At 69.7% G+C, this 18,648-nt stretch carries 16 protein-coding genes; 11 read left to right on the top strand and 5 right to left on the bottom strand.

Going from position 1 to position 18,648, the window contains the following annotated elements:
• Positions 1-160: 160 nt before the first annotated feature.
• The 6 genes from secE to rplL all read left to right on the top strand — a co-directional run bounded on the left by secE (position 161) and on the right by rplL (position 3,990).
• Positions 161-391 carry a preprotein translocase subunit SecE gene (secE, locus tag H8F25_RS08785; RefSeq protein ID WP_231597342.1) on the top strand — a complete coding sequence of 77 codons (231 nt, stop codon included), beginning with the start codon at positions 161-163 and terminating at the stop codon, positions 389-391.
• The gene (nusG, locus tag H8F25_RS08790) at positions 391-1,071 is read left to right on the top strand and encodes a transcription termination/antitermination protein NusG (RefSeq protein WP_197213256.1); all 681 of its coding nucleotides are present in this window, start codon (positions 391-393) and stop codon (positions 1,069-1,071) included. The genes secE and nusG overlap by 1 nt, the downstream gene beginning before the upstream one ends.
• Positions 1,072-1,203: 132 nt before the next feature.
• Positions 1,204-1,629 carry a 50S ribosomal protein L11 gene (gene rplK, locus H8F25_RS08795; protein ID WP_197213652.1) on the top strand — a complete coding sequence of 142 codons (426 nt, stop codon included), beginning with the start codon at positions 1,204-1,206 and terminating at the stop codon, positions 1,627-1,629.
• 118 nt (positions 1,630-1,747) lie between these two features.
• Positions 1,748-2,455, top strand: a complete 708-nt coding sequence (gene rplA / locus H8F25_RS08800) for a 50S ribosomal protein L1 (protein WP_197213257.1) — start codon at positions 1,748-1,750, stop codon at positions 2,453-2,455.
• Positions 2,456-3,015: 560 nt separating this feature from the next.
• On the top strand, positions 3,016-3,549 hold the full coding sequence (rplJ, locus tag H8F25_RS08805; RefSeq protein ID WP_197213258.1) for a 50S ribosomal protein L10: 534 nt from the start codon (positions 3,016-3,018) through the stop codon (positions 3,547-3,549).
• Between the two features lie 57 nt (positions 3,550-3,606).
• Positions 3,607-3,990, top strand: a complete 384-nt coding sequence (rplL, locus tag H8F25_RS08810) for a 50S ribosomal protein L7/L12 (RefSeq protein ID WP_197213260.1) — start codon at positions 3,607-3,609, stop codon at positions 3,988-3,990.
• A gap of 129 nt (positions 3,991-4,119) precedes the next feature.
• Here rplL and H8F25_RS08815 read toward each other — a convergent pair whose 3' ends face one another.
• A complete protein-coding gene (locus H8F25_RS08815) occupies positions 4,120-4,926 on the bottom strand; it encodes an SIMPL domain-containing protein (RefSeq protein ID WP_231597286.1) in 807 nt (268 codons plus the stop codon).
• Between the two features lie 118 nt (positions 4,927-5,044).
• Here H8F25_RS08815 and H8F25_RS08820 point away from each other — a divergent pair, with 118 nt between their 5' ends.
• Positions 5,045-6,538, top strand: a complete 1,494-nt coding sequence (locus tag H8F25_RS08820) for a mechanosensitive ion channel family protein (protein WP_197213262.1) — start codon at positions 5,045-5,047, stop codon at positions 6,536-6,538.
• Between the two features lie 109 nt (positions 6,539-6,647).
• On the opposite strand, the gene H8F25_RS08825 is transcribed toward H8F25_RS08820, so the two are convergent.
• The 4 genes from H8F25_RS08825 to H8F25_RS08840 all read right to left on the bottom strand — a co-directional run bounded on the left by H8F25_RS08825 (position 6,648) and on the right by H8F25_RS08840 (position 12,870).
• Positions 6,648-7,016 carry an AbrB family transcriptional regulator gene (locus tag H8F25_RS08825; protein WP_197213264.1) on the bottom strand — a complete coding sequence of 123 codons (369 nt, stop codon included), beginning with the start codon at positions 7,014-7,016 and terminating at the stop codon, positions 6,648-6,650.
• Between the two features lie 337 nt (positions 7,017-7,353).
• A complete protein-coding gene (alaS, locus tag H8F25_RS08830; protein WP_197213266.1) occupies positions 7,354-10,026 on the bottom strand; it encodes an alanine--tRNA ligase in 2,673 nt (890 codons plus the stop codon).
• A gap of 139 nt (positions 10,027-10,165) precedes the next feature.
• Positions 10,166-12,115, bottom strand: coding sequence for an adenylate/guanylate cyclase domain-containing protein (locus tag H8F25_RS08835; RefSeq protein ID WP_197213268.1), 1,950 nt, complete (start codon positions 12,113-12,115; stop codon positions 10,166-10,168).
• Positions 12,116-12,135: 20 nt separating this feature from the next.
• Positions 12,136-12,870: a FecR domain-containing protein gene (locus H8F25_RS08840; RefSeq protein ID WP_197213269.1), complete on the bottom strand. Its 735-nt coding sequence runs from the start codon at positions 12,868-12,870 to the stop codon at positions 12,136-12,138.
• 162 nt (positions 12,871-13,032) lie between these two features.
• Between H8F25_RS08840 and H8F25_RS08845 the strand changes: the two genes are divergently transcribed.
• The 4 genes from H8F25_RS08845 to H8F25_RS08860 all read left to right on the top strand — a co-directional run bounded on the left by H8F25_RS08845 (position 13,033) and on the right by H8F25_RS08860 (position 18,615).
• Complete coding sequence (locus H8F25_RS08845) at positions 13,033-13,518, top strand: hypothetical protein (protein ID WP_197213270.1); 486 nt, start codon at positions 13,033-13,035, stop codon at positions 13,516-13,518.
• An 85-nt stretch (positions 13,519-13,603) separates the two neighbouring features.
• Entirely contained in the window at positions 13,604-16,711 is a 3,108-nt protein-coding gene (locus H8F25_RS08850; protein WP_197213656.1) for a DEAD/DEAH box helicase, read from the top strand.
• A 447-nt stretch (positions 16,712-17,158) separates the two neighbouring features.
• A complete protein-coding gene (locus H8F25_RS08855) occupies positions 17,159-18,061 on the top strand; it encodes an SWIM zinc finger family protein (protein WP_197213271.1) in 903 nt (300 codons plus the stop codon).
• A complete protein-coding gene (locus H8F25_RS08860) occupies positions 18,058-18,615 on the top strand; it encodes an MEKHLA domain-containing protein (RefSeq protein ID WP_231597287.1) in 558 nt (185 codons plus the stop codon). The genes H8F25_RS08855 and H8F25_RS08860 overlap by 4 nt, the downstream gene beginning before the upstream one ends.
• Positions 18,616-18,648: the final 33 nt, after the last annotated feature.

Below are 18,648 nucleotides of genomic sequence, written 5' to 3' on the forward strand. Positions count from 1 at the left end.
CACATCCGGTAGGGTTGGCGTTTGCCGACGCGGACTCCGACGCCGCCAGGCCGTCCCACGGGCACCCCGCCCCGTCTCGGTAGCCCTGCAATCCGTGGCCCAGATCACCCCCTCCGGCTCCGCCCAGAGCAATCCCGAACGGTCCGTTCCCTCCGGAGTGCTGGAGGAGGCCTCCGCTGCTTCGCCCGCCGATGCGGTGGAGGCGGAATCCGGCCAGAACGGTGGTTTCGTGTCCGCCACCCTGGCCGAGCTGCGCAAGGTGGTCTGGCCCAGCCGCCAGCAGCTGTTCAGTGAGTCGATCGCCGTCATCCTGATGGTGGGCCTGTCGGCGGCGTCGATCGCCGCCCTCGATCGCTTCTACCGCTGGGTCTCGATCCAGGTCTTCCGTTGATGTCCTCCCTCTCCCCTGCCGTGTCCGAGACCCCCCTGGATCTCACCGACCTCCCCCTGCCCGGGGCCGACGTCCCTCCGGCTCCCGAGGTTGCCGCCGCTCCCCAGGAAAAGCCCCAGGTGGCCCGCTGGTACGCGGTGCAGGTGGCCTCCAGCTGCGAGAAGAAGGTGAAGGCCACGCTCGAGCAGCGGGCGGTCACCCTCGGAGTCGAGAACCGCATCCTCGAGATCGAGATTCCCCAGACACCCGGCGTCAAGCTCAAGAAGGACGGCAGTCGCCAGTCGATCGAGGAGAAGGTCTTCCCCGGCTATGTGCTGGTGCGGATGGTCCTCGATGAGGACACGATGATGGCGGTGCGCAGCACTCCCAACGTCATCAATTTCGTGGGCGCCGAGGATCGGCGCGCCACCGGCAAGGCCCGCGGTCACATCAAGCCCAGGCCCCTCAGCCGCGGCGAGGTGGAGCGCATCTTCCGCCGTGCCACCGAGAAGAAGCCCGTGGTCAAGGTCGACCTGGTGGAGGGCGATCAGATCCTGGTCACCGCCGGTCCGTTCAAGGATTTCCAGGGCGAGGTGATCGAGGTCTCCGGCGAACGCAGCAAGCTCAAGGCCCTGCTGTCGATCTTCGGCCGGGAGACGCCGGTGGAGCTCGAGTTCTCCCAGATCAGCAAGCAGAGCTGATCGCGCGGCCCGGAGCCTCGCCCGTCGGGGTGTACGGTCGCCTGTTCCCCCTGCGGGAAACACTCCGGCTCCCCGTTCGGGAGCCTGTTCCTTGCGCACCCCGCCCGGGTGCGTGTCCCCAACGCCCAGCTGATGGCCAAGAAAGTCGTAGCCGTGATCAAGCTGGCCCTCCAGGCCGGCAAAGCCAACCCCGCACCGCCGGTGGGCCCCGCCCTCGGCCAGCACGGGGTCAACATCATGGCGTTCTGCAAGGAGTACAACGCCCGCACTCAGGACAAGGCCGGGTACGTGATCCCGGTGGAGATCTCGGTCTTCGAGGACCGCAGCTTCACCTTCATCACCAAGACCCCGCCCGCCTCGGTGCTGATCTCCAAGGCCGCCGGCATCGAGAAGGGTGCCGCCACCTCCGCCAAGGGCAAGGTGGGCAGCATCAGCCGCGCCCAGCTCGAGGAGATCGCCAAGACCAAGCTGCCCGACCTCAACTGCAGCAGTGTCGACTCCGCCATGCGGATCATCGAGGGAACCGCCCGCAACATGGGCGTCGCCGTCCTCGACTGAGCAGCCGCCTCACCCCTGAGTCGTCGTCCGGGCCTGCCGCCTGAACGCCGCCTCCCGTTCCACACCACACCTCATTGCCGGGGGAGACCAGCACGGTCGTCTGCACCCCACACCTGCCATGCCGAAAGTTTCCAAGCGTTTCACCGCCCTCGAGGCCAAGGTCGAGGACCGCGCCTACGCCCCCCAGGAGGCCCTGGAGCTGGTCAAGGCCAACGCCACCGCCAAGTTTGACGAGACGATCGAAGCCCACGTGCGCCTGGGCATCGATCCGAAGTACACCGACCAGCAGCTGCGCACCACCGTCGCCCTGCCCCACGGCACCGGCCAGACGATCCGCATCGCCGTGATCGCCCGCGGTGAAAAGGTGGCCGAGGCCAAGGCCGCGGGTGCCGACATCGCCGGCGACGACGATCTGGTGGAAGCGATCGCCGGTGGCGCGATGGACTTTGACCTGCTGATCGCCACCCCGGACATGATGCCCAAGGTGGCCAAGCTGGGCCGGGTGCTCGGTCCTCGCGGCCTGATGCCGAACCCCAAGGCCGGCACCGTCACCACTGACCTGGTTGGCGCCATCAACGAGTTCAAGGCCGGCAAGCTCGAGTTCCGCGCCGACCGCACCGGCATCGTGCACGTGCGCTTCGGCAAGGCCAGCTTCGATGCCGCCAAGCTGCTCGACAACCTCAAGGCCCTGCAGGAAACCATCGACCGCAACAAGCCCAGCGGTGCGAAGGGCCGCTACTGGCGCTCCCTGTATGTCACCTCCACCATGGGTCCCTCGGTGCAGGTCGACTTCTCGGCGCTGCAGGACATCAAGCAGGAGGGCTGATTCTCAGAGCCTGACCGGGAGCCGCAGTGGCGCCCGTTCTTCAGGGACTCCGACCGGGGTTCTGCTGGCGCAAGCCGCAGGCCCCGTTTTTTGTGGCCTTCTCGGAGCTGGCGACTGCCCGGATCGGCTCCTAGTCGGAGCCCCTCCGCTCGCCGCTGGATCCAACGACCCTCTCGACGGGAGCGCCCGCGCGGCACCCTTGCGGCCCCTGCGATCGAACGGGTGAGGCGCTGTTGTAGGTTTGCGGGCTGGCAACTGCCAGATGGGCACGCGCCCGACCCCAGACAGCAGGTGAACCGTGCCGCTGCTGGATCCGCTCGACCGAGCTGTTCCAGAGCAGGACACCGGACTGCCCCGGCAGTTCGCAGTGCCGCCCAGGCGGCTTCAGGGTTCATAAATCCTGCCGAGGTGAACGCGACAGGTTGGCAACGTGATCGGGCTCCGGCATCACCGGGGCGACGGGCGTGACCGGCATGCAGCGGCCTCGAGGTGTGGCTGCCGCCCTGCGGCTGCCTCTGGGCCGCGCGCCCCGCTTGTTCCCTCGATCCGTTCCACTCCCTATGGGCCGCACCCTGGCGAGCAAGCAACAGATTGTCGAAGAGCTCAAAGGGCTCCTCTCAGGGGCCGAAATGGCGCTCGTCCTTGATTTCAAGGGCCTCAGCGTCAAGGAGATGACCGACCTCCGGACCCGTCTCCAGGCCGCCAACGGTGTCTGCAAGGTGACCAAGAACACCTTGATGCGCCGGGCCATTGATGGTGACAGCACCTGGGCCAATCTCGATTCCCTGCTCAGCGGCACCAATGCCTTCGTCCTGGTCAAGGGCGATGTCGGCGGTGCGGTGAAGGCTGTTCAGGCCTTCCAGAAGGAATCGAAGAAGTCCGAGACCAAGGGCGGCCTGTTCGAAGGCAAGCTCCTGTCTCAGGCCGACATCAAGGCGATCGGGGATCTGCCCTCCAAGGAGGTGCTCATGGCCCAGATCGCCGGTGCCATCAACGCCGTGGCCACCAAGGTCGCCGTCGGCATCAACGAGGTGCCCTCCGGCCTGGCCCGCGCTCTCAAGCAGGTGTCCGAAGGCGAAGGTCAGGCCTCCTGAGGCCGCACCCCGGTGCTTCGACGCTTTTTTCATCCGATCTGTTGCTGAATCTCAACCATGTCCGCTACCACTGATCAGATCCTCGATCAACTCAAGACCCTTTCGCTGCTGGAAGCTTCCGAGCTCGTCAAGCAGATCGAAGAGGCCTTCGGTGTCTCCGCCGCCGCTTCCGCCGGTGTGGTGATGGCCGCCGCCCCCGCCGCTGCCGCTGAGGCCGCTGAGGAGAAGACCGAATTCGACGTCGTGCTCGAGAGCTTCGACGCCGCCGCCAAGATCAAGGTCCTCAAGGCCGTCCGCGAGGCCACCGGCCTGGGTCTGGGCGAAGCCAAGGCCCTCGTCGAGGCTGCTCCCAAGGCCGTCAAGGAAGGCGTCAGCAAGGCCGACGCCGAAACCCTCAAGAAGGCCATCGAAGAGGCCGGCGGCAAGGTCACCATCAAGTGAACTGTGCCCGATCGCTGCGGCGATCACGGTTTCAAGGCCAGCGGCCCCTGCGGGGGCCGCTTTTTTCATGTCTTCCGCGTGGGTCAGCGGTCGCCCGTGTCAGTGCCGCCGCCATTGTTCGTTCAGGCATCATTCGGCGCAGAAGCGCACCTGCAGCCCCAGGCGATCCAGGGGCTGCCTGAGTTCGGCTGGATCGAAGGGCGGCGGGGCCGCAGCGGCCATGCCCCGCAGCACCGGCATCGGCGTCTCCATTCCATCGACCCGGATCTCCAGTGCCCGCAGCCGGCGGCGACCGATCAGATCCGCGAGGGGTTGCACCTGCCGCAATGCGTCCTCATAGGCCTGGCGCAGGAGCGCCTGGCGCACCCGGCCGTCCTCGCTCCGGTCGGCTTCGGTGCCGACCGGCGCCAGCCGCACGCCCGGGAGCGCACCCACCGTGCGGATCAGCGCCTGCAGGCGGGAGGGGGCCAGGCTGCCGCTCACCTGCAGGGTGGCCTGCACCGCGGCCGGGCGCTCCCGGCTCGCCGGCCGTTGCCAGGTGGAGGGGGAGGTGACGCGCAGGTCCGTCACCTGGAGCTGCTGCAGGGCGGAGCGCACAGCGGCCAGCCGCTGCTGCAGCAGGCCGAGGGCCTGATCGGCAGTGGCGGCCTCGGCCTCCAGGTTCAGGGATGCCTTGAGGGAGGCGGTGGACCGGCGTGTCTCCGCCTGCCCGCGTGCCTCCAGCAGGGTGCCCGCGCAGCTCAGCTGCACCTGGCCCTCGGCCAGGGCCCTGCTGCCGGCGAGGCTGGGCGCCAGCAGCAGGGCGGAAAGCACGGCCAGATGCCGCCAGCCCTGCGTCCGGGGAGCCGGCTGGCCGGGAAGGGCAGCCCTGCGGCTCGGCCGTTCGGGCGCCTCCGGCATCGCGAGGTGGCGGACACGGCCAGCGTTGTCGTCCATCGGGCTGGGGGCTGCGGCTCCGCTCCAGGTTGGCCCGGCCACGCCCGCACGACCAGATCGAACCGCGCGCTGCCGGGGCGCCGGCAGGATGGGGCGGTCGCCGCGGGACCGCTCCAGGATGGGTGCGCTGCAGATCGGGCTCACGGCCCTGGCAGGGGCGGTTCTGCTGGTGTTCACGGCACTGGTCTGTCGTTCCCGCAGACTGCCGTCCCCGCCGTTGCGTCTGGGCCTGGTGGCGCTGGCCAGCTGGCTGTTGGTGGCCCTGGTGCCTGCGGCCCTGGTGCCGCTTCCCTATCGCCTCTGGCTGCAGATCAGCGACGACCTGCTGTTCAGCTTCGCCGCCATCCGCCTGCTCATCTGGGCCTTGCTGGAGATCCCGGGCAGCTTGCGCTGGTGGCCGTCGCCGCCGGATCTGGTCATCCAGCTGCTGTCGCTGGGGGGCTGGGCTGCGGCGACGGTCTTGGTGGTGCGCCAGACCGCCCGTTTCGATCTGATCAACCTGGTGGCCACCTCCGCCGTGCTCACCGCCGTGATCGGCCTGGCGGGGCAGGAGGCACTCAAGGATCTGTTCTCCGGTCTGGAGCTGAGGCTGGCGGACGACTTCGGCCTCGGCGACTGGCTGGAGCTCTCCGATGGACGGCACGGCATCGTCGTGGGCTTCAGCTGGCGCGAGACGCGTCTGCGCACGGTCGACGACTTCCTGCTGCTGGTGCCCAACAGTGAGATCACCGCTGCGGTTCTCACCAACCGCTCGAGCTTCGGAGCCTGCTGCGATCGCTTCGAGGTTGGCCTCGACTACGACTTCCCCCCCGGCAGGGCCCTGGCGCTGCTGCAGCAGGTGGTGCAGCAGCATCCGCTGGTGCTGGCCGATCCGCAGCCTCTCATCCGCGTCAAGGGCTTTCTCGACAGTTCGATCAGCTACGAGCTGCAGGTGTGGCAGAAGACCGTGGGGGAACGGGCCCGTCTGCAGCTGCGCAGCGAGCTCCTCCAGCAGATCTGGTATAGCGTCCATCGCCAGGGCCAGTCGTTCCCCTTCCCGGTGCGCGAGATGCGGCCGCGCCGCTCGGCGCTGCCATCGGAGCTGCTTCAACAGCCCACCCTGGAGGCCTGTCGCCTCGCCCTGGCCTCGGTGCCGATGTTCGCCGATCTGAGTGAGGAGGAGCTGCAACTGTTGGTGGCCGACAGCGGGCTGCTCACCTATGGGCCAGGCGAGGCGGTGGTGCGCGAGGGGGCCGAAGGGCAGTCCCTGTTCTGCCTCCTGCGCGGCCATGTGGAGGTGGTCAAGCAGCTCGAGGACGGCAGCCACGTGCGCGTGAGCGAGCTGCAGGCAGGCAATGTCTTCGGGGAGATGACGTTGTTTCTCGATGCTCCTCGCAGCGCCACGGTGCGCACCCTTGAGGAGTGCCAGTTGCTGCGCGTGGGCCGGCCGGCGGTGCGTCGTCTCCTGGACCTGAACCCGGCGCTCCTGGAGCGCCTCGCCGCCCTGGTGGATGCCCGTCAGGCGGAGCTCGCCCAGCTCGGGCGCGGGCAGGATCATGAACGCTCGCAGGGATTGCTCGAGACGATGCGACGCCTGTTCGGTGTCGTCAGCGGTGCCGCCGGCCTGGAGTGAATCCCTGTGGAGGACGGGCCGAAGCGGCGTGCGCCTGAATCTGTCGAGAGGCCGGGCAGGCGGGTGACACCCCGCCCGCATGTTGTCTCGGCTCAGATCGCAGCGACGATCATTCCTCTTCGTCGATGGAGCCGGCGGGGATCAGGCGGATCTGCTTGCGACCCAGCTTGATCTCGAACTCGTCACCGGGCTTGAGATCAAGAAGCGCCGTGTAGGCCTTGCCGACCAGCAGGTTGCCATTGCCCTGAACGGTGGCCACGTAGCTGAGTTTGCGGCCACCCTTGCCATTGCCGGTGGCAGCGCCATCGCCGAGGCTGACGCCCTTGGCCTCCAGAAGTGCCTCATAGAACGCGGTGAAGTTCAGTCGCTCGGTGCCGTCCTTCTTGGTGCTGACGTAGCCGCAACCGCGAACGAGCTCGGATTTGGAGACATCACCGAGTTCCTTGACCTTGGCCAGCAGATCCGAACCTTTGAGCATGGTGAAGAGGGAGGTAATCAATCCACTCTATTCTATGGCCATGACAAGCGTTCATGTGGCGAAGCCCCAGAAAACCAATCGTGTTTTCAGGCAGGGCCTCATTGAATCGCGGTTCACCCTGCTGCCGCAGGCCGCTGGATGTGCCGGCAGCAAGGGGATCTGACGTCCGGATGTTGGGCGTTGTGTTGCCAGTCTCCCCCTGTTTCTGCGGCCGGCTCGCTGACTGCGCGGTGCATCCATTGCGCGGCACTGCTGCCGCGGTGGTGGCGCAAGTTTCCCCGTTGCTGGCTGTGTTCGAGCCGGCACACCGCGCCGGCGCCGCGTTGCGGACGGCGGTTCAGCGTTGCAGCTGGGCCAGCAGGCTGTCGCGGGCGCTGCGCAGGGCCTGATCCAGCGCCGCACCATCACGGCCACCGGCCTGGGCCAGGTTGGGGCGGCCGCCGCCACCGCCGCCGCAGGCCTTGGCCACGCCGCCGATGAATGGGCCGGCCTTCTGGCCGGCTGCGATCACGTCCTTGCCGAAGGCGGCCACCAGGATCACCTTGCCCAGATCGGTGGGATCGGGCAGGCCGCCCAGCACCACGGCGGCTCCGTCGCCCAGCTGATCGGCCAGGCCCTGGGCGGCGCTCTGCAGCCCGGCACCGTCGACGCGATCAAGGCGCGCCACCAGCAGCTGGAAGTCTCCGACGGCTTCCGCCCTGGCGGTCAGAGCCGCAGCCTTGGCCAGGGCCAGCTCCTCGCGGGCGCTCGCCAGGGACTTGCCGGTGGCCTTGAGTTCTTCCTGCAGCGCTGACACGCGATCCACGATCTCGCCGGGCTGGGCCTTGAAGCGTTCGCCCAGCTGTTTCACCACCGCGTCGCGTTCATTCAGATAGGCCAGCACCGCCGGACCCGCCACCGCCTCGATGCGGCGGATGCCGGCGGCCACGCCGCTCTCGCTGACGATCTTGAACAGGCCGATCTCGGCGGTGTTGGCCACGTGGGTGCCGCCGCACAGCTCCATCGACACGCCCGGCACATCCACCACCCGCACCACATCGGCGTACTTCTCGCCGAACATCGCCACGGCGCCGGCGGCCTTGGCTGTCTCGATCGCCATGTCCTGCACCTCGAGAGTGTGGGCTTCGGCGATCCAGCCGTTGATCAGCGCCTCGATCCGCTCCAGCTCGGCTGGCGTCACGGCGCGGGGGCAGTGGAAGTCGAAGCGCAGGCGATCGAAATCCACCAGTGAGCCCGCCTGGCCGATGCCCGGATCCACCACCTGCTTGAGCGCCGCCTGCAGCAGATGGGTGGCGGTGTGGTTGGCCTGGGCGCGACGGCGGCAGGCGCGGTCCACCTGGGCGTTCACCAGATCGCCCACCGCCAGGCTGCCGCGCTCGATGCGGCCGCTGTGCACGAACACGCTGCGGTTGCGCGAGACGCCGTCGATCGCCACGATCACGCCTTCGCCGGAGCTGCCCTCGCCCGAGAGCACGCCGCGATCGCCCACCTGGCCGCCGCCCTCGCCATAGAAGGGGGTGGAATCGAGCACCAGCTGCACGCTGTCGCCGGCGCTCGCGCGTTCGGCGGGCTCACCGTTCACCACCAGCGCCAGCACGCAGCTGGGGTGCTCCAGCTGTTCGTAGCCCTTGAAGCTGGTGGCCTCCAGCTCGGCCGCCATCTGTTCGATGGCGCCCTGCAGGGTCAGATCGATGCTCACGGCCGCGGCCTTGGCGCGCTGCCGCTGCTCCTCCATCGCCGCCTCGAAGCCGGCCAGATCGACGGTGAGCCCGTGCTCCTCGGCGATCTCCTCGGTGAGCTCCAGCGGGAAGCCGTAGGTGTCATACAGCTCGAAGGCCTGCTCGCCGGTGATCTGCTTCGGCTTGGATGACAGCACCTCGGCCAGCAGCTTCTCGCCCCGCTCCAGGGTTTCCAGGAAGCGGGCCTCCTCCCGCTGGAGTTCCGCCAGGATCACCTCCCGGCGCTCGATCAGCTGCGGATAGGCCGTCTCCATCAGGGCGATCGCGGCCTCGCCCATCGCCGTCAGGAACGGCTTGTCGATGCCCAGCAGGCGGCCGTGGCGCACGACCCGGCGCAGCAGGCGGCGCAGGATGTAGCCGCGGCCCAGGTTGCTGGCGGCGACGCCGTCGCAGATCAGCTGGGTGATGGCGCGGCTGTGGTCGCCGATCACCTTGAGGCTGGTTCTGCCCTTCTCGTCCAGCTGTCGATAGTCGACGCCGGCCAGGGCCGCCGCCGTCTCGATCAGCGGATAGATCAGGTCGGTCTCGTAGTTGTTGGGCACCTGCTGCAGGATCTGAGCCATCCGCTCGAGGCCCATCCCGGTGTCGATGTTGCGGGCCGCGAGCGGCGTGAGGGTGCCCTCCGCGTCGCGGTTGTACTGCATGAACACCAGGTTGTAGAACTCGATGAAGCGGCTGTCGTCCTCCAGGTCGATGCCGTCATCGCCGTGCTCCGGCCTGAAGTCGTAGTAGATCTCCGAGCAGGGTCCGCACGGTCCGGTGGGGCCTGAGGCCCAGAAGTTGTCGGCCTCGTCCATGCGGATGATCCGCTTCGGATTGACGCCCACCACGTCGCGCCAGATCGTCTCGGCCTCCTCGTCCTCCCGGAAGACGCTGACGACGAGATTCTTCGGGCTGAGGCCGAACACCTCGGTGCTCAGCTCCCAGGCCCACTGGATCGCCTGCTGCTTGAAGTAGTCGCCGAACGAGAAGTTGCCCAGCATCTCGAAGAAGGTGTGGTGCCGCGCCGTGCGACCCACGTTCTCGATGTCGTTGGTGCGGATGCACTTCTGGGAGCTGGTGGCCCGCGCCGCCGGCCGCGGTTGCTGTCCCAGGAACACCGGCTTGAACGGGAGCATGCCGGCGATCGTCAGCAGCACCGTCGGGTCCTCGGGGATCAGCGAGGCGCTCGCCATGCGCCGATGGCCGCGCTGCTCGTAGAAGTCGAGGAAGGCCTCGCGGATCTCGGCGCCGCTTCTCGGCAGACCAGGGCGGGAGGCGGCGGTGGCCATGGTGAGTCGGAGCGGTACGGGCCTTGAAGGGGCATGATCGCGCAACGGCTTCGGCCGGCCGAGCGCGGATCGCTCTCGCCAGGGGCCTGCCGTTGTCTTCACCCGTGGCATTCATCTGTTCCTGAGGGAGTGCGGGCGATCACCCACAGGCGGCTGCGTGACCACAGCCAGCCTCCGGATCCGCGCCGTCCTCGGGCGTCTCAGCGCCGGCTGCCACGGCCGTGAACACCTCGATCTCCCCGAGGCCCTTCACCGGCTGGGCACCCAGACTGCGCAGGCCGATGCCGGCGCAGCCGGACACCAGAGCAGCCGTGGCGCCATCGAGGCAGACCGGCACCTTCAGTTGACGCGTCAGCCCCTCCAGCCGGCTGGCCCGGTTGACGGTGTCGCCGATCACCGTGAACTCGAGCCTCTGGGGGCTGCCGATCTGACCGGCCACCACCGGGCCGCTGGCCAGTCCGACCCCATTGGCCAACGGTGTGAACGGCTCGTCCTGGTTCTGCAGCCGCCATTCGTCGTTGAGTCGCTGCAGCCGCCCGGCTATCGCCAGGGCGCACTGCACGGCGGTCTGTGCCTCCCGGGCGGGACCGCGCCCCACCGGCGAGCCGAAGACGGCCATCACCGCATCGCCGATGAACTTGTCGACCGTGCCGCCGTGGGCGCTGATCACCTCGACCATGGCGCCCAGATAGCTGTTCAGCTGGCGCACGTGCAGTTCGCTCTGGCCGGCCTCACTGCGGCGGCGCGTCAGCTGAGTGAAGCCCTGCAGATCGCAGAACAGCACCGTCACCTCCAGGGTGCGGCCCCGCAGGATGCCACGGGCGGATTCCGGGTCGGCCAGGATCTCGGCCACGACGCTCGGGGCCACATACCGCTCGAAGGTGTTGCGCAGGCGCCGCCGCTCCTTGCCCTCCAGGAGATAGGCGTGGCCGCCGTAGAGGAGCCCCAGCAGCACCAGGGCACTCGCGGGGGCCAGCAGCGGAATCCAGCGGTGCGCCATCTGCAGCGCCAGCACGGCGGCCGTCAGCTGCAGCGCCAGCACGATCGCGAGCGTTCCGAGGCGCCAGGGCAGGGAGCGACGCCGCAGGGCCAGGAGCGCCGCCAGCAGGGGTACCGCCAGCGCCAGGAGTGCCCGTGCCGCGGCCTCCTGCGGCCAGCTGGCCAGGCCGTCGCCCTGCAGCGAGTTGGCTGTCGCCGTGGCCAGCAGTTCCAGACCCGGCAGCGGCCCGAAGGCGGTGGCCAGCCGGTCGCCCTGCAGGGGGCCCACCACCACGAGGGCCCCGTTGAGAGAAGGGCGCAGCGGATGGTCGCGCCAGCGCAGCGGATCGAGCACCTCCCAGGCCGGCAGCCGCGGAAAAGTCCCGTCCGGGCCGTACACGTTGAGGCCCATGCGGGCGTCGTCCTGGCGGGAGCGCAGGCCGGCCCGTCGCAGCAGCGTCGTCGACAGGGCCGCTGGGGCGTTGACACCCTGGGACCGCAGCAGGCCACCGCTGTAGGCCTCCGGATGGGGCAGCGGCCTCCCTGGCGAGGCCGGGAGCGTGTTGGTCAGTCCCACGGCGGCGGAGCCACCCACGGCCTCCAGGAAGGGCTCCGGTTCCACCAGGGTGAGGCCGCCGGCGCCGCGGCTGTCCTCGGGCTCCAGCATCTCGCCGGCCAGCGCCACGCGGCCGCGGCGCAGCAGGGCGGCCATGGCGGCGTCGTCGCCAGGTCCCTCGGCGCTCTCGCCTTCGAACACGACGTTGATCGCCACGGCGGCGGCGCCGGCCTCCAGCAGGCGTTGGGCGATCACCCCATAGGCCGAGCGGGGCCATGGCAGGGTGTCGAGCCCGCGGGCCCAGAGGGGAATCACGGCCTCCGGTCCGGCCTCCGCGAACCAGGTGGCCTGCTGCAGGCTGGCGTCATCCACCGGCACCATCACCACCCGGCGGGGTGGGCGGCGCGGCCCGCGCCAGAGCAGCAACTGGGTTTCGAGGTTCTGCTCCCACAGCCGCCAGCGCGGTCCGGGCCACCCGGCGCTCAGCCCGGCCCAGAGCGCCACCACGGTCGAGAGCAGTGCCAGCCCCCTGCTGTGGTCGAGGCGAAGAGCCATTCAGGGCGGGGTGGCGGGGATCAGAACAGGCCGAAGCGCGGGATCGAGGGGAGCGCCGGGCCGGCGGGCGGCCGCGGTGTGACGGGCAGCGTCACGCCAGGAACGGAGGTGCGGATGTAGCTCTCCAGCGAACGGAAGCCGGGCAGCTGCGTCCGGAAGCCCGAGAACAGCGGGCCGTTGAGGAGGCTTGTGTAGTCGGAGGCGGACAGGCGAAGCAGGGACAGCACCACTCCCACCGGTGACAGCCGCAGCCTGTTGCCCGCTTCGACGGTGGTGGCGGGGGCGCCCGTGGGCTCGCCGTCGCGCAGGGGCTCCACCTCCACGGATCCCTCCAGCACCGAGATCTCGGAGGTGCCGTCCTCCTGCACGTCCACCACGTAGTTGGTGCCGCGGACGCTCAGGCGCGCCGATCGGGTGCAGCCGTTCTGCTTGCCGGACACCAGGATCTGCCCTTTCTCCACCAGGAAGCAGCTGCTGCCCAGCCGCAGCATCGAGAAGCGGTTGAGTCGGCCGCCGGCGCCGCTGCTGAAGGCCAGCTGGCCGCGGCTGTCGCGGGTGCTCACCACCTCCGGGGCGGAGGCTCGCGCCTTCACCCGGGCCTGCTTCTGGTTGATGTAGAGCTCGTTGCCATCGAGGATCTCGACGATGGTGGCGCTTTCGGCGGCCAGCGCCGCCTGGGGCAGAAGCGTGGCGGCTCCCAGCAGCAGGGCAGCGGCCAGTGGGGTGCTGGCGAGCGTGGTGGCGGCCGGCGCCATGGCAGCAGCGCAGAGGTGCAGCATTCTGAACCGGACGGCCGGATCCGGCTGTTGCGTTCCTGACGGTGGTGTGCGCCTGCAGGGCCTCGTTCCGTGCCGGATCGACACCACGCCCGGAGACGCTCCGCGTCGACCCGGGCCTCCGATCGGCCCTGACCCGGCATGATCGCCGCCACAGCGAGGTGGTGTTCCGTGTCGTCCAGCCCGGCTGCTCAGGCCTCCCGCGCCCGCATGCGTCTGGTGTCCGTCAGCTGGGCTCTGTCGGCGGCCGTGGTGGCGGGGTTGGTGGCCTTCACCCTGGCTCGCTGGCAGGCTGCGGCAGCCCTGGAGCCCGCCCTGCGCGCTGCCGGCTGCGGCTTTTTCTATGGCCTGCTGGCCTTCCATCTCCAGCGGGTCGATCCTGATGACAGCCACCTGCAGGCGGGCCTGGTGGGGGCCGTCTGCGCCCTGCGCAGCCTCGGAACCTCGCCGTTGTCCGCCTCCCTGAACGAGCTGCTGGCGCCCCCGCTGTCGGTGGTCACCCTGGCGTCGCGCCTGCTCTCGGCGATGATGGGGCTGTTCAGTGGTTGGCTGCCCCTGTGGCTGCCGCTGATGGCCAGCGCCCTGCTGCTGCTCGGAATCCAGCGGTGGCTGCCGTCGCGGGCGTGACTCCGGCCCTGTGCCTTCCCCCCCAACCCTGCGGCTCTTCCGTCCCTCCGGGGGTGAGGACACCGCCAGGCCCTCCCCAGCATCCATGAGCCTGCTGCACGCCACCTGGCTGTTTCCTCCTGAAGGGTCCGGGGGACGCCTGCTGCTGTGGGCCGACACCTGGAGGGCCGTGGATCCGGTGCGCCCTTCCGGCAGCGTCGCGCCCCCCCACCCGTTCAGCCTCAGCGAAGACGATCTGGCGGTCTGGCTGGATGATCACGGCCTCTGGTCAGAGGCGCTGCGACCGGCAAGGGCGTCGCTCACCCTGCCCAGCCGCAGCCAGGCCGCACGGGGTGGCCGCGGTGGCGCCGGCGTCTGGAGCGGCCTGCCCCTGCAGGCGGGTGAGCCTGTGCCGAAGCAGACGCAGTGGTGGCCCTGGCTGGTGGATGGCCTGGCACTGGAGCCCGGTGCGGCGGCGGAATGGCTGAGCACCCTTCCGCTTTCAGGCGACCATCCCGACCTGGCGGAGGACCTGCGCTGGTGGACCCATCTGCAGCGCTGGGCCCTGAGCCTGATCGCCCGCGGCCGCTGGCTGCCGCTGGTGGAGGAGGGACGCGCCCGCTGGATCCCGCTGATCAATCGCGAGGGAGACCGGCGACGGCTGGAGGAGCTGGCCAGCCGGCTGCCCCAGGTGGCCTGCTGCGCCCTCGCGGTACAGCCCTATGGCGAGGCGCCGCTCACCTGCCGGCGCCCCGGCAGCGGCCGGTTGCGGGTGGCGAGCCTGCTGGAGGCGCTGCTCGACGGCCAGCTGCGCGCCGGGTTCCGTCCCTCCGACGCTGATCTCGATCCGCTGCTGGTGGCCTGGCAGCACGGCCTGGCTCCCGGCAAGGGGAGCCTCGAGCTCGATGAGGAGGAGCTCGAACGTCTCGAGATCGCCACCCATCACTGGCGTGAAGCGGTGGCCGGCCGGGTGGCTCCGGCGCGGGCCTGCCTGGAGCTGTTCACACCGCCCGGCGATGAGGAGCTGTGGGAGCTGCGCTTCGCGCTGCAGGCTGAGGCCGATCCCAGCCTGAGGGTGCCGGCCGGCGTGGTGTGGGCACGCGGCGATGCGCCGCTGCAGCTCGGTGAGGTGGAGGTGCAGCAGCCCGGAGAGCTGCTGCTGGAGGGTCTGGGCCGCGCCCTGCAGGTGTTCGAGCCGCTGGGGCGGGGCCTCGATGCGTCGGCACCGGAGGCGATGCAGCTGACGCCGGCCGAGGCTTTCGTGCTGGTGCGCACGGCCGCCGCCCAGCTGCGCGATGTGGGCGTGGGGGTGATCCTGCCGGCGAGCCTCAGCGGCGGCCTGGCAAGCCGCCTGGGCCTGGCGATCAAGGCGGAGCTGCCGGCCCGCTCGCGCGGCTTCAGCCTCGGCGAGAGCCTCGAGTCCAGCTGGGAGCTGATGATCGGTGGTGTCACGCTGACCGTGAAGGATCTCGAGCGGCTGCAGGCCAAGCGCAGCCCGCTGGTGCAGCACAAGGGCGTCTGGATCGAGCTGCGCCCCAACGACCTCAGGAACGCCGAGCGCTTCACCGTCGCCTCGCCCACGCTCAGCCTCGATGAGGCGCTGCGTCTCACCGCCAACGACGGCGAGACGCTGATGCGGCTGCCGGTGCACCGCTTCGATCCGGGGCCGCGGCTGCGGGCGGTGCTGGAGCAGTACCACCAGCAGAAGGCCCCCGATCCCCTGCCGGCACCCGAGGGATTTGCCGGCCAGCTGCGCCCCTATCAGGAGCGGGGCCTGGGTTGGCTGGCGTTCCTGCATCGCTTCGACCAGGGCGCCTGCCTGGCGGACGACATGGGTCTGGGCAAGACGATCCAGCTGTTGGCCTTCCTGCAGCACCTCAAGGCCGAGCAGGAGCTGAAGCGGCCGGTGCTGCTGGTGGCGCCCACCTCGGTGCTCACCAACTGGAAGCGGGAGGCGGCGGCGTTCACGCCGGAGCTGGTGGTGCGCGAGCACTACGGGCCAAGGCGTCCCTCCACCGAGGCGGCCATGAAGAAGGCGCTCGCGGGTGTCGATCTGGTGCTGACCAGTTATGGCCTGCTGCAGCGCGACAGCGAGCTGCTGGAGACCACCGACTGGCAGGGGGTGGTGATCGATGAGGCCCAGGCGATCAAGAATCCCGTGGCGAAGCAGTCGATGGCGGCCCGCGACCTCGGCAGGCCGGGGCGCAATGGACGCTTCCGCATCGCCCTCACCGGCACGCCGGTGGAGAACCGGGTGAGTGAGCTGTGGGCGCTGATGGATTTCCTCAATCCGAAGGTGCTGGGCGATGAGCCCTTCTTCCGCCAGCGCTATCGCCTGCCGATCGAGCGCTACGGCGACATGAGCTCGCTGCGCGATCTCAAGGCACGGGTGGGTCCGTTCATCCTGCGGCGCCTGAAGACCGATCGCTCGATCATCTCGGATCTGCCCGAGAAGGTGGAGCTGCGCGAGTGGGTGGGTCTCTCGGGCGAGCAGGTGAAGCTCTACAGGCGCACCGTGGAGGAGAGCCTCGAGGCGATCGCCAGGGCGCCGCTGGGCCAGAAGCATGGACAGGTGCTGGCGCTGCTCACGAAGCTGAAGCAGATCTGCAACCACCCGGCCCTGGCTCTCAAGCAGGAACCACAGGACGGCGATGCGGCCTTCTTCCGGGAGTTCGCAGGCCGCAGCGCCAAGGTGCAGCGGCTCGACGAGATTCTCGAGGAGGTGATCGAGGCGGGCGACCGGGCTCTGCTGTTCACCCAGTTCGCCGAATGGGGGCACCTGCTCAAGGCACATCTGGAGCGCCGCTGGAAGCAGGAGGTTCCGTTCCTGTACGGCAATACCAGCAAGAGCGAGCGCCAGGCGATGGTCGATCGTTTCCAGGAGGACCCGCGCGGCCCGCAGCTGTTCCTGCTGTCACTCAAGGCGGGTGGTGTGGGCCTGAACCTCACCCGCGCCAGCCACGTGTTCCACGTGGATCGCTGGTGGAACCCGGCGGTTGAGAATCAGGCGACGGACCGCGCCTACCGCATCGGCCAGCAGAACCGCGTCATGGTGCACAAGTTCATCACCAGCGGCTCGGTGGAGGAGCGCATCGACCGCATGATCCACGAGAAGTCGAAGCTCGCCGAGGACATCGTCGGCAGCGGCGAGGACTGGCTGGGCGGTCTGGAGATGGGGCAGCTCAGGGAGCTGGTGGCGCTGAATGAGGAGTGAGCGGCGTGCGGGCCCGGTGCCGCGGCGGCTCAAGGGCCCGACCCCCGCCGGATCCCCTGGGCAAGGCATGCCGTGCGCCGACCCGGGGCCTGCCGGTGCAGCCCCGATCTGCCTCAGGATGGCCGGCTGCAGCGCCTGTCTACCGAGCCATCTCTGATCGTCGCGCCACCCCGCTGGCCCACAACGCCGGGATCTCGGAGGGCACCTTCATCCGGCTCGAGGGCCAGGTCGACGGCGATGCAGCGGAGGCAGAGCGCCGCGCCAGGCCCCTGCAGGCCAGGCCCCCAGCAGGGAGCCCACCACCTGGGGGCTGTGCAGGGCGGCGTGCGGCAGCACCCGATCGAGACACGACCCGGAGCAGGCGAGGCAGGCCAGCCGGCTGGCGCCATGGCCGTGCAGCAGGCCCGGGCCTGCGGACGGGGCAGAATGAGGTCCGGGAGATGTGCCATGACCGTCACTCCGGCGATCACCACCCAGCTGGGCGACCAGGGCCTGGGTCAGCAGCCCTGGTGGGTGCTGCAGTGGATGGAGCTGATCAACGGCTACCGCTTCAAGAAGCGGCTGGAGCGTGCCTGGGAGTACGTGCGCTCCGGCAACGTGCTTTCGATCCGCTTTGAGGGGCGCCGGGTCCACGCCCGGGTGCAGGGCAGCGATCCCGATCCGTACAAGGTGAAGCTGTGGCTCGACGTGCTCAGCGATGAGGACTGGGGCTACGTGCTCGAGGCCCTCAGCCAGAAGGCCCGCTGGTCGGCGCAGCTGCTGGCCGGGATCATGCCGGAGGACATCGAGCGTGCCTTCGCGGCCAGTGGCCGCCGCCTCTTCCCGTTCAAGCTGCAGGAGGTGCGCAGCGAATGCAGCTGCCCCGACAAGGCGAACCCCTGCAAGCACGTCAGCGCCGTCTTCTATCTGATGGGCGATCGCTTCAGCGAGGACCCCTTCGTGCTGTTCCAGCTGCGCGGCCGCACCCGCAGTCAGCTGCTGGCCGAGCTGGCGGCCCGCCGGCGCGAGGGCGTCGAGCTCCCCGCCCAGCAGGCTCCGCACCCCCTGCATCCCGCCCTGGCGGACCCGGCCCGCTGGTGGCGCTACGACGCCCCGCTCGACGGCGATCTGGTGGTGATCACGCCGGCTCTGGAGGGGGAGTCGGGCCTCGATGGGGCCGGCCCCCTGCCACTGGCGGAGGATCCCCGTTTTCCGCAGGCCAATCGCCTGTTCCTGGAGCGTCTGCGCGAGCACGGCCAGCGCATGGCCCAGGCGGCCCTGGAGCGGGCGATGGCCGCTGGTGCTGAACCGAGCGAAGCCGATGCGGCGGCGGCCTCCGAGGCGGCTGCCGCTGGTGGGGATGCGGTGTGAGCGCCGTGCCGACGGGCGGGCGTTCCACCTCAAGCGATGAGGTTCCGCCGCTGCAGGCCCTCCTGCAACCTCAGCCTCCCTGGCTCAGTCCACCGGTGCTGGAGCGGCTGGAGTGCCTGGAGCGCGGGCACCTCCAGGCCTTCGGCCGCCCCCTGCTGGCGGGCGATCCCGATCGGCCCCTCCGCCTGCGGGCCCAGGAGCTGTTCGCGGCCGCCGAGGTGGTGCTGGCCCACGACGGTGCCGATCCCGGGCTGGATCCGGGTCCGCGCCTCATCTATGCGAACTGTGCCGCGTTGCGGCTGTGGCGCAGGCCCTGGGCCGAACTGGTGGGCATGCCCAGCCGTCTGACGGCGGAGCCCGCACAACGGTCATCCCGCTCCCAGGCGCTCACCCAGGCGCTGCGCAGCGGCGGCATCCGTGGCTACGCCGGCATCCGCATCGACAGCCAGGGCCGCCGCTTTCAGCTCAGCGGAGCGCGGATCTGGAGCCTGATCGGCGCGGACGGCACGACCTGCGGCCAGGCGGCGGCGTTCGAGAACTGGTGGTGGATCTGATCCGGCTCCGGTGGCGGCGGCGATCAGCAGTGC

It is taken from the genome of Synechococcus sp. CBW1004, assembly GCF_015840715.1.
Lineage (GTDB): Bacteria > Cyanobacteriota > Cyanobacteriia > PCC-6307 > Cyanobiaceae > Cyanobium.

What these genes read in the sequence shown, in the direction of transcription:
- nusG (WP_197213256.1), top strand. Translation starts at nt 391, where the DNA reads ATGTCCTCCCTCTCCCCTGCCGTGTCCGAGACCCCCCTGGATCTCACC.
- rplK (WP_197213652.1), top strand. Translation starts at nt 1,204, where the DNA reads ATGGCCAAGAAAGTCGTAGCCGTGATCAAGCTGGCCCTCCAGGCCGGC.
- rplA (WP_197213257.1), top strand. Translation starts at nt 1,748, where the DNA reads ATGCCGAAAGTTTCCAAGCGTTTCACCGCCCTCGAGGCCAAGGTCGAG.
- rplJ (WP_197213258.1), top strand. Translation starts at nt 3,016, where the DNA reads ATGGGCCGCACCCTGGCGAGCAAGCAACAGATTGTCGAAGAGCTCAAA.
- rplL (WP_197213260.1), top strand. Translation starts at nt 3,607, where the DNA reads ATGTCCGCTACCACTGATCAGATCCTCGATCAACTCAAGACCCTTTCG.
- H8F25_RS08815 (WP_231597286.1), bottom strand. Translation starts at nt 4,926, where the DNA reads ATGGACGACAACGCTGGCCGTGTCCGCCACCTCGCGATGCCGGAGGCG.
- H8F25_RS08820 (WP_197213262.1), top strand. Translation starts at nt 5,045, where the DNA reads ATGGGTGCGCTGCAGATCGGGCTCACGGCCCTGGCAGGGGCGGTTCTG.
- H8F25_RS08825 (WP_197213264.1), bottom strand. Translation starts at nt 7,016, where the DNA reads ATGCTCAAAGGTTCGGATCTGCTGGCCAAGGTCAAGGAACTCGGTGAT.
- alaS (WP_197213266.1), bottom strand. Translation starts at nt 10,026, where the DNA reads ATGGCCACCGCCGCCTCCCGCCCTGGTCTGCCGAGAAGCGGCGCCGAG.
- H8F25_RS08835 (WP_197213268.1), bottom strand. Translation starts at nt 12,115, where the DNA reads ATGGCTCTTCGCCTCGACCACAGCAGGGGGCTGGCACTGCTCTCGACC.
- H8F25_RS08840 (WP_197213269.1), bottom strand. Translation starts at nt 12,870, where the DNA reads ATGGCGCCGGCCGCCACCACGCTCGCCAGCACCCCACTGGCCGCTGCC.
- H8F25_RS08845 (WP_197213270.1), top strand. Translation starts at nt 13,033, where the DNA reads ATGATCGCCGCCACAGCGAGGTGGTGTTCCGTGTCGTCCAGCCCGGCT.
- H8F25_RS08850 (WP_197213656.1), top strand. Translation starts at nt 13,604, where the DNA reads ATGAGCCTGCTGCACGCCACCTGGCTGTTTCCTCCTGAAGGGTCCGGG.
- H8F25_RS08855 (WP_197213271.1), top strand. Translation starts at nt 17,159, where the DNA reads ATGACCGTCACTCCGGCGATCACCACCCAGCTGGGCGACCAGGGCCTG.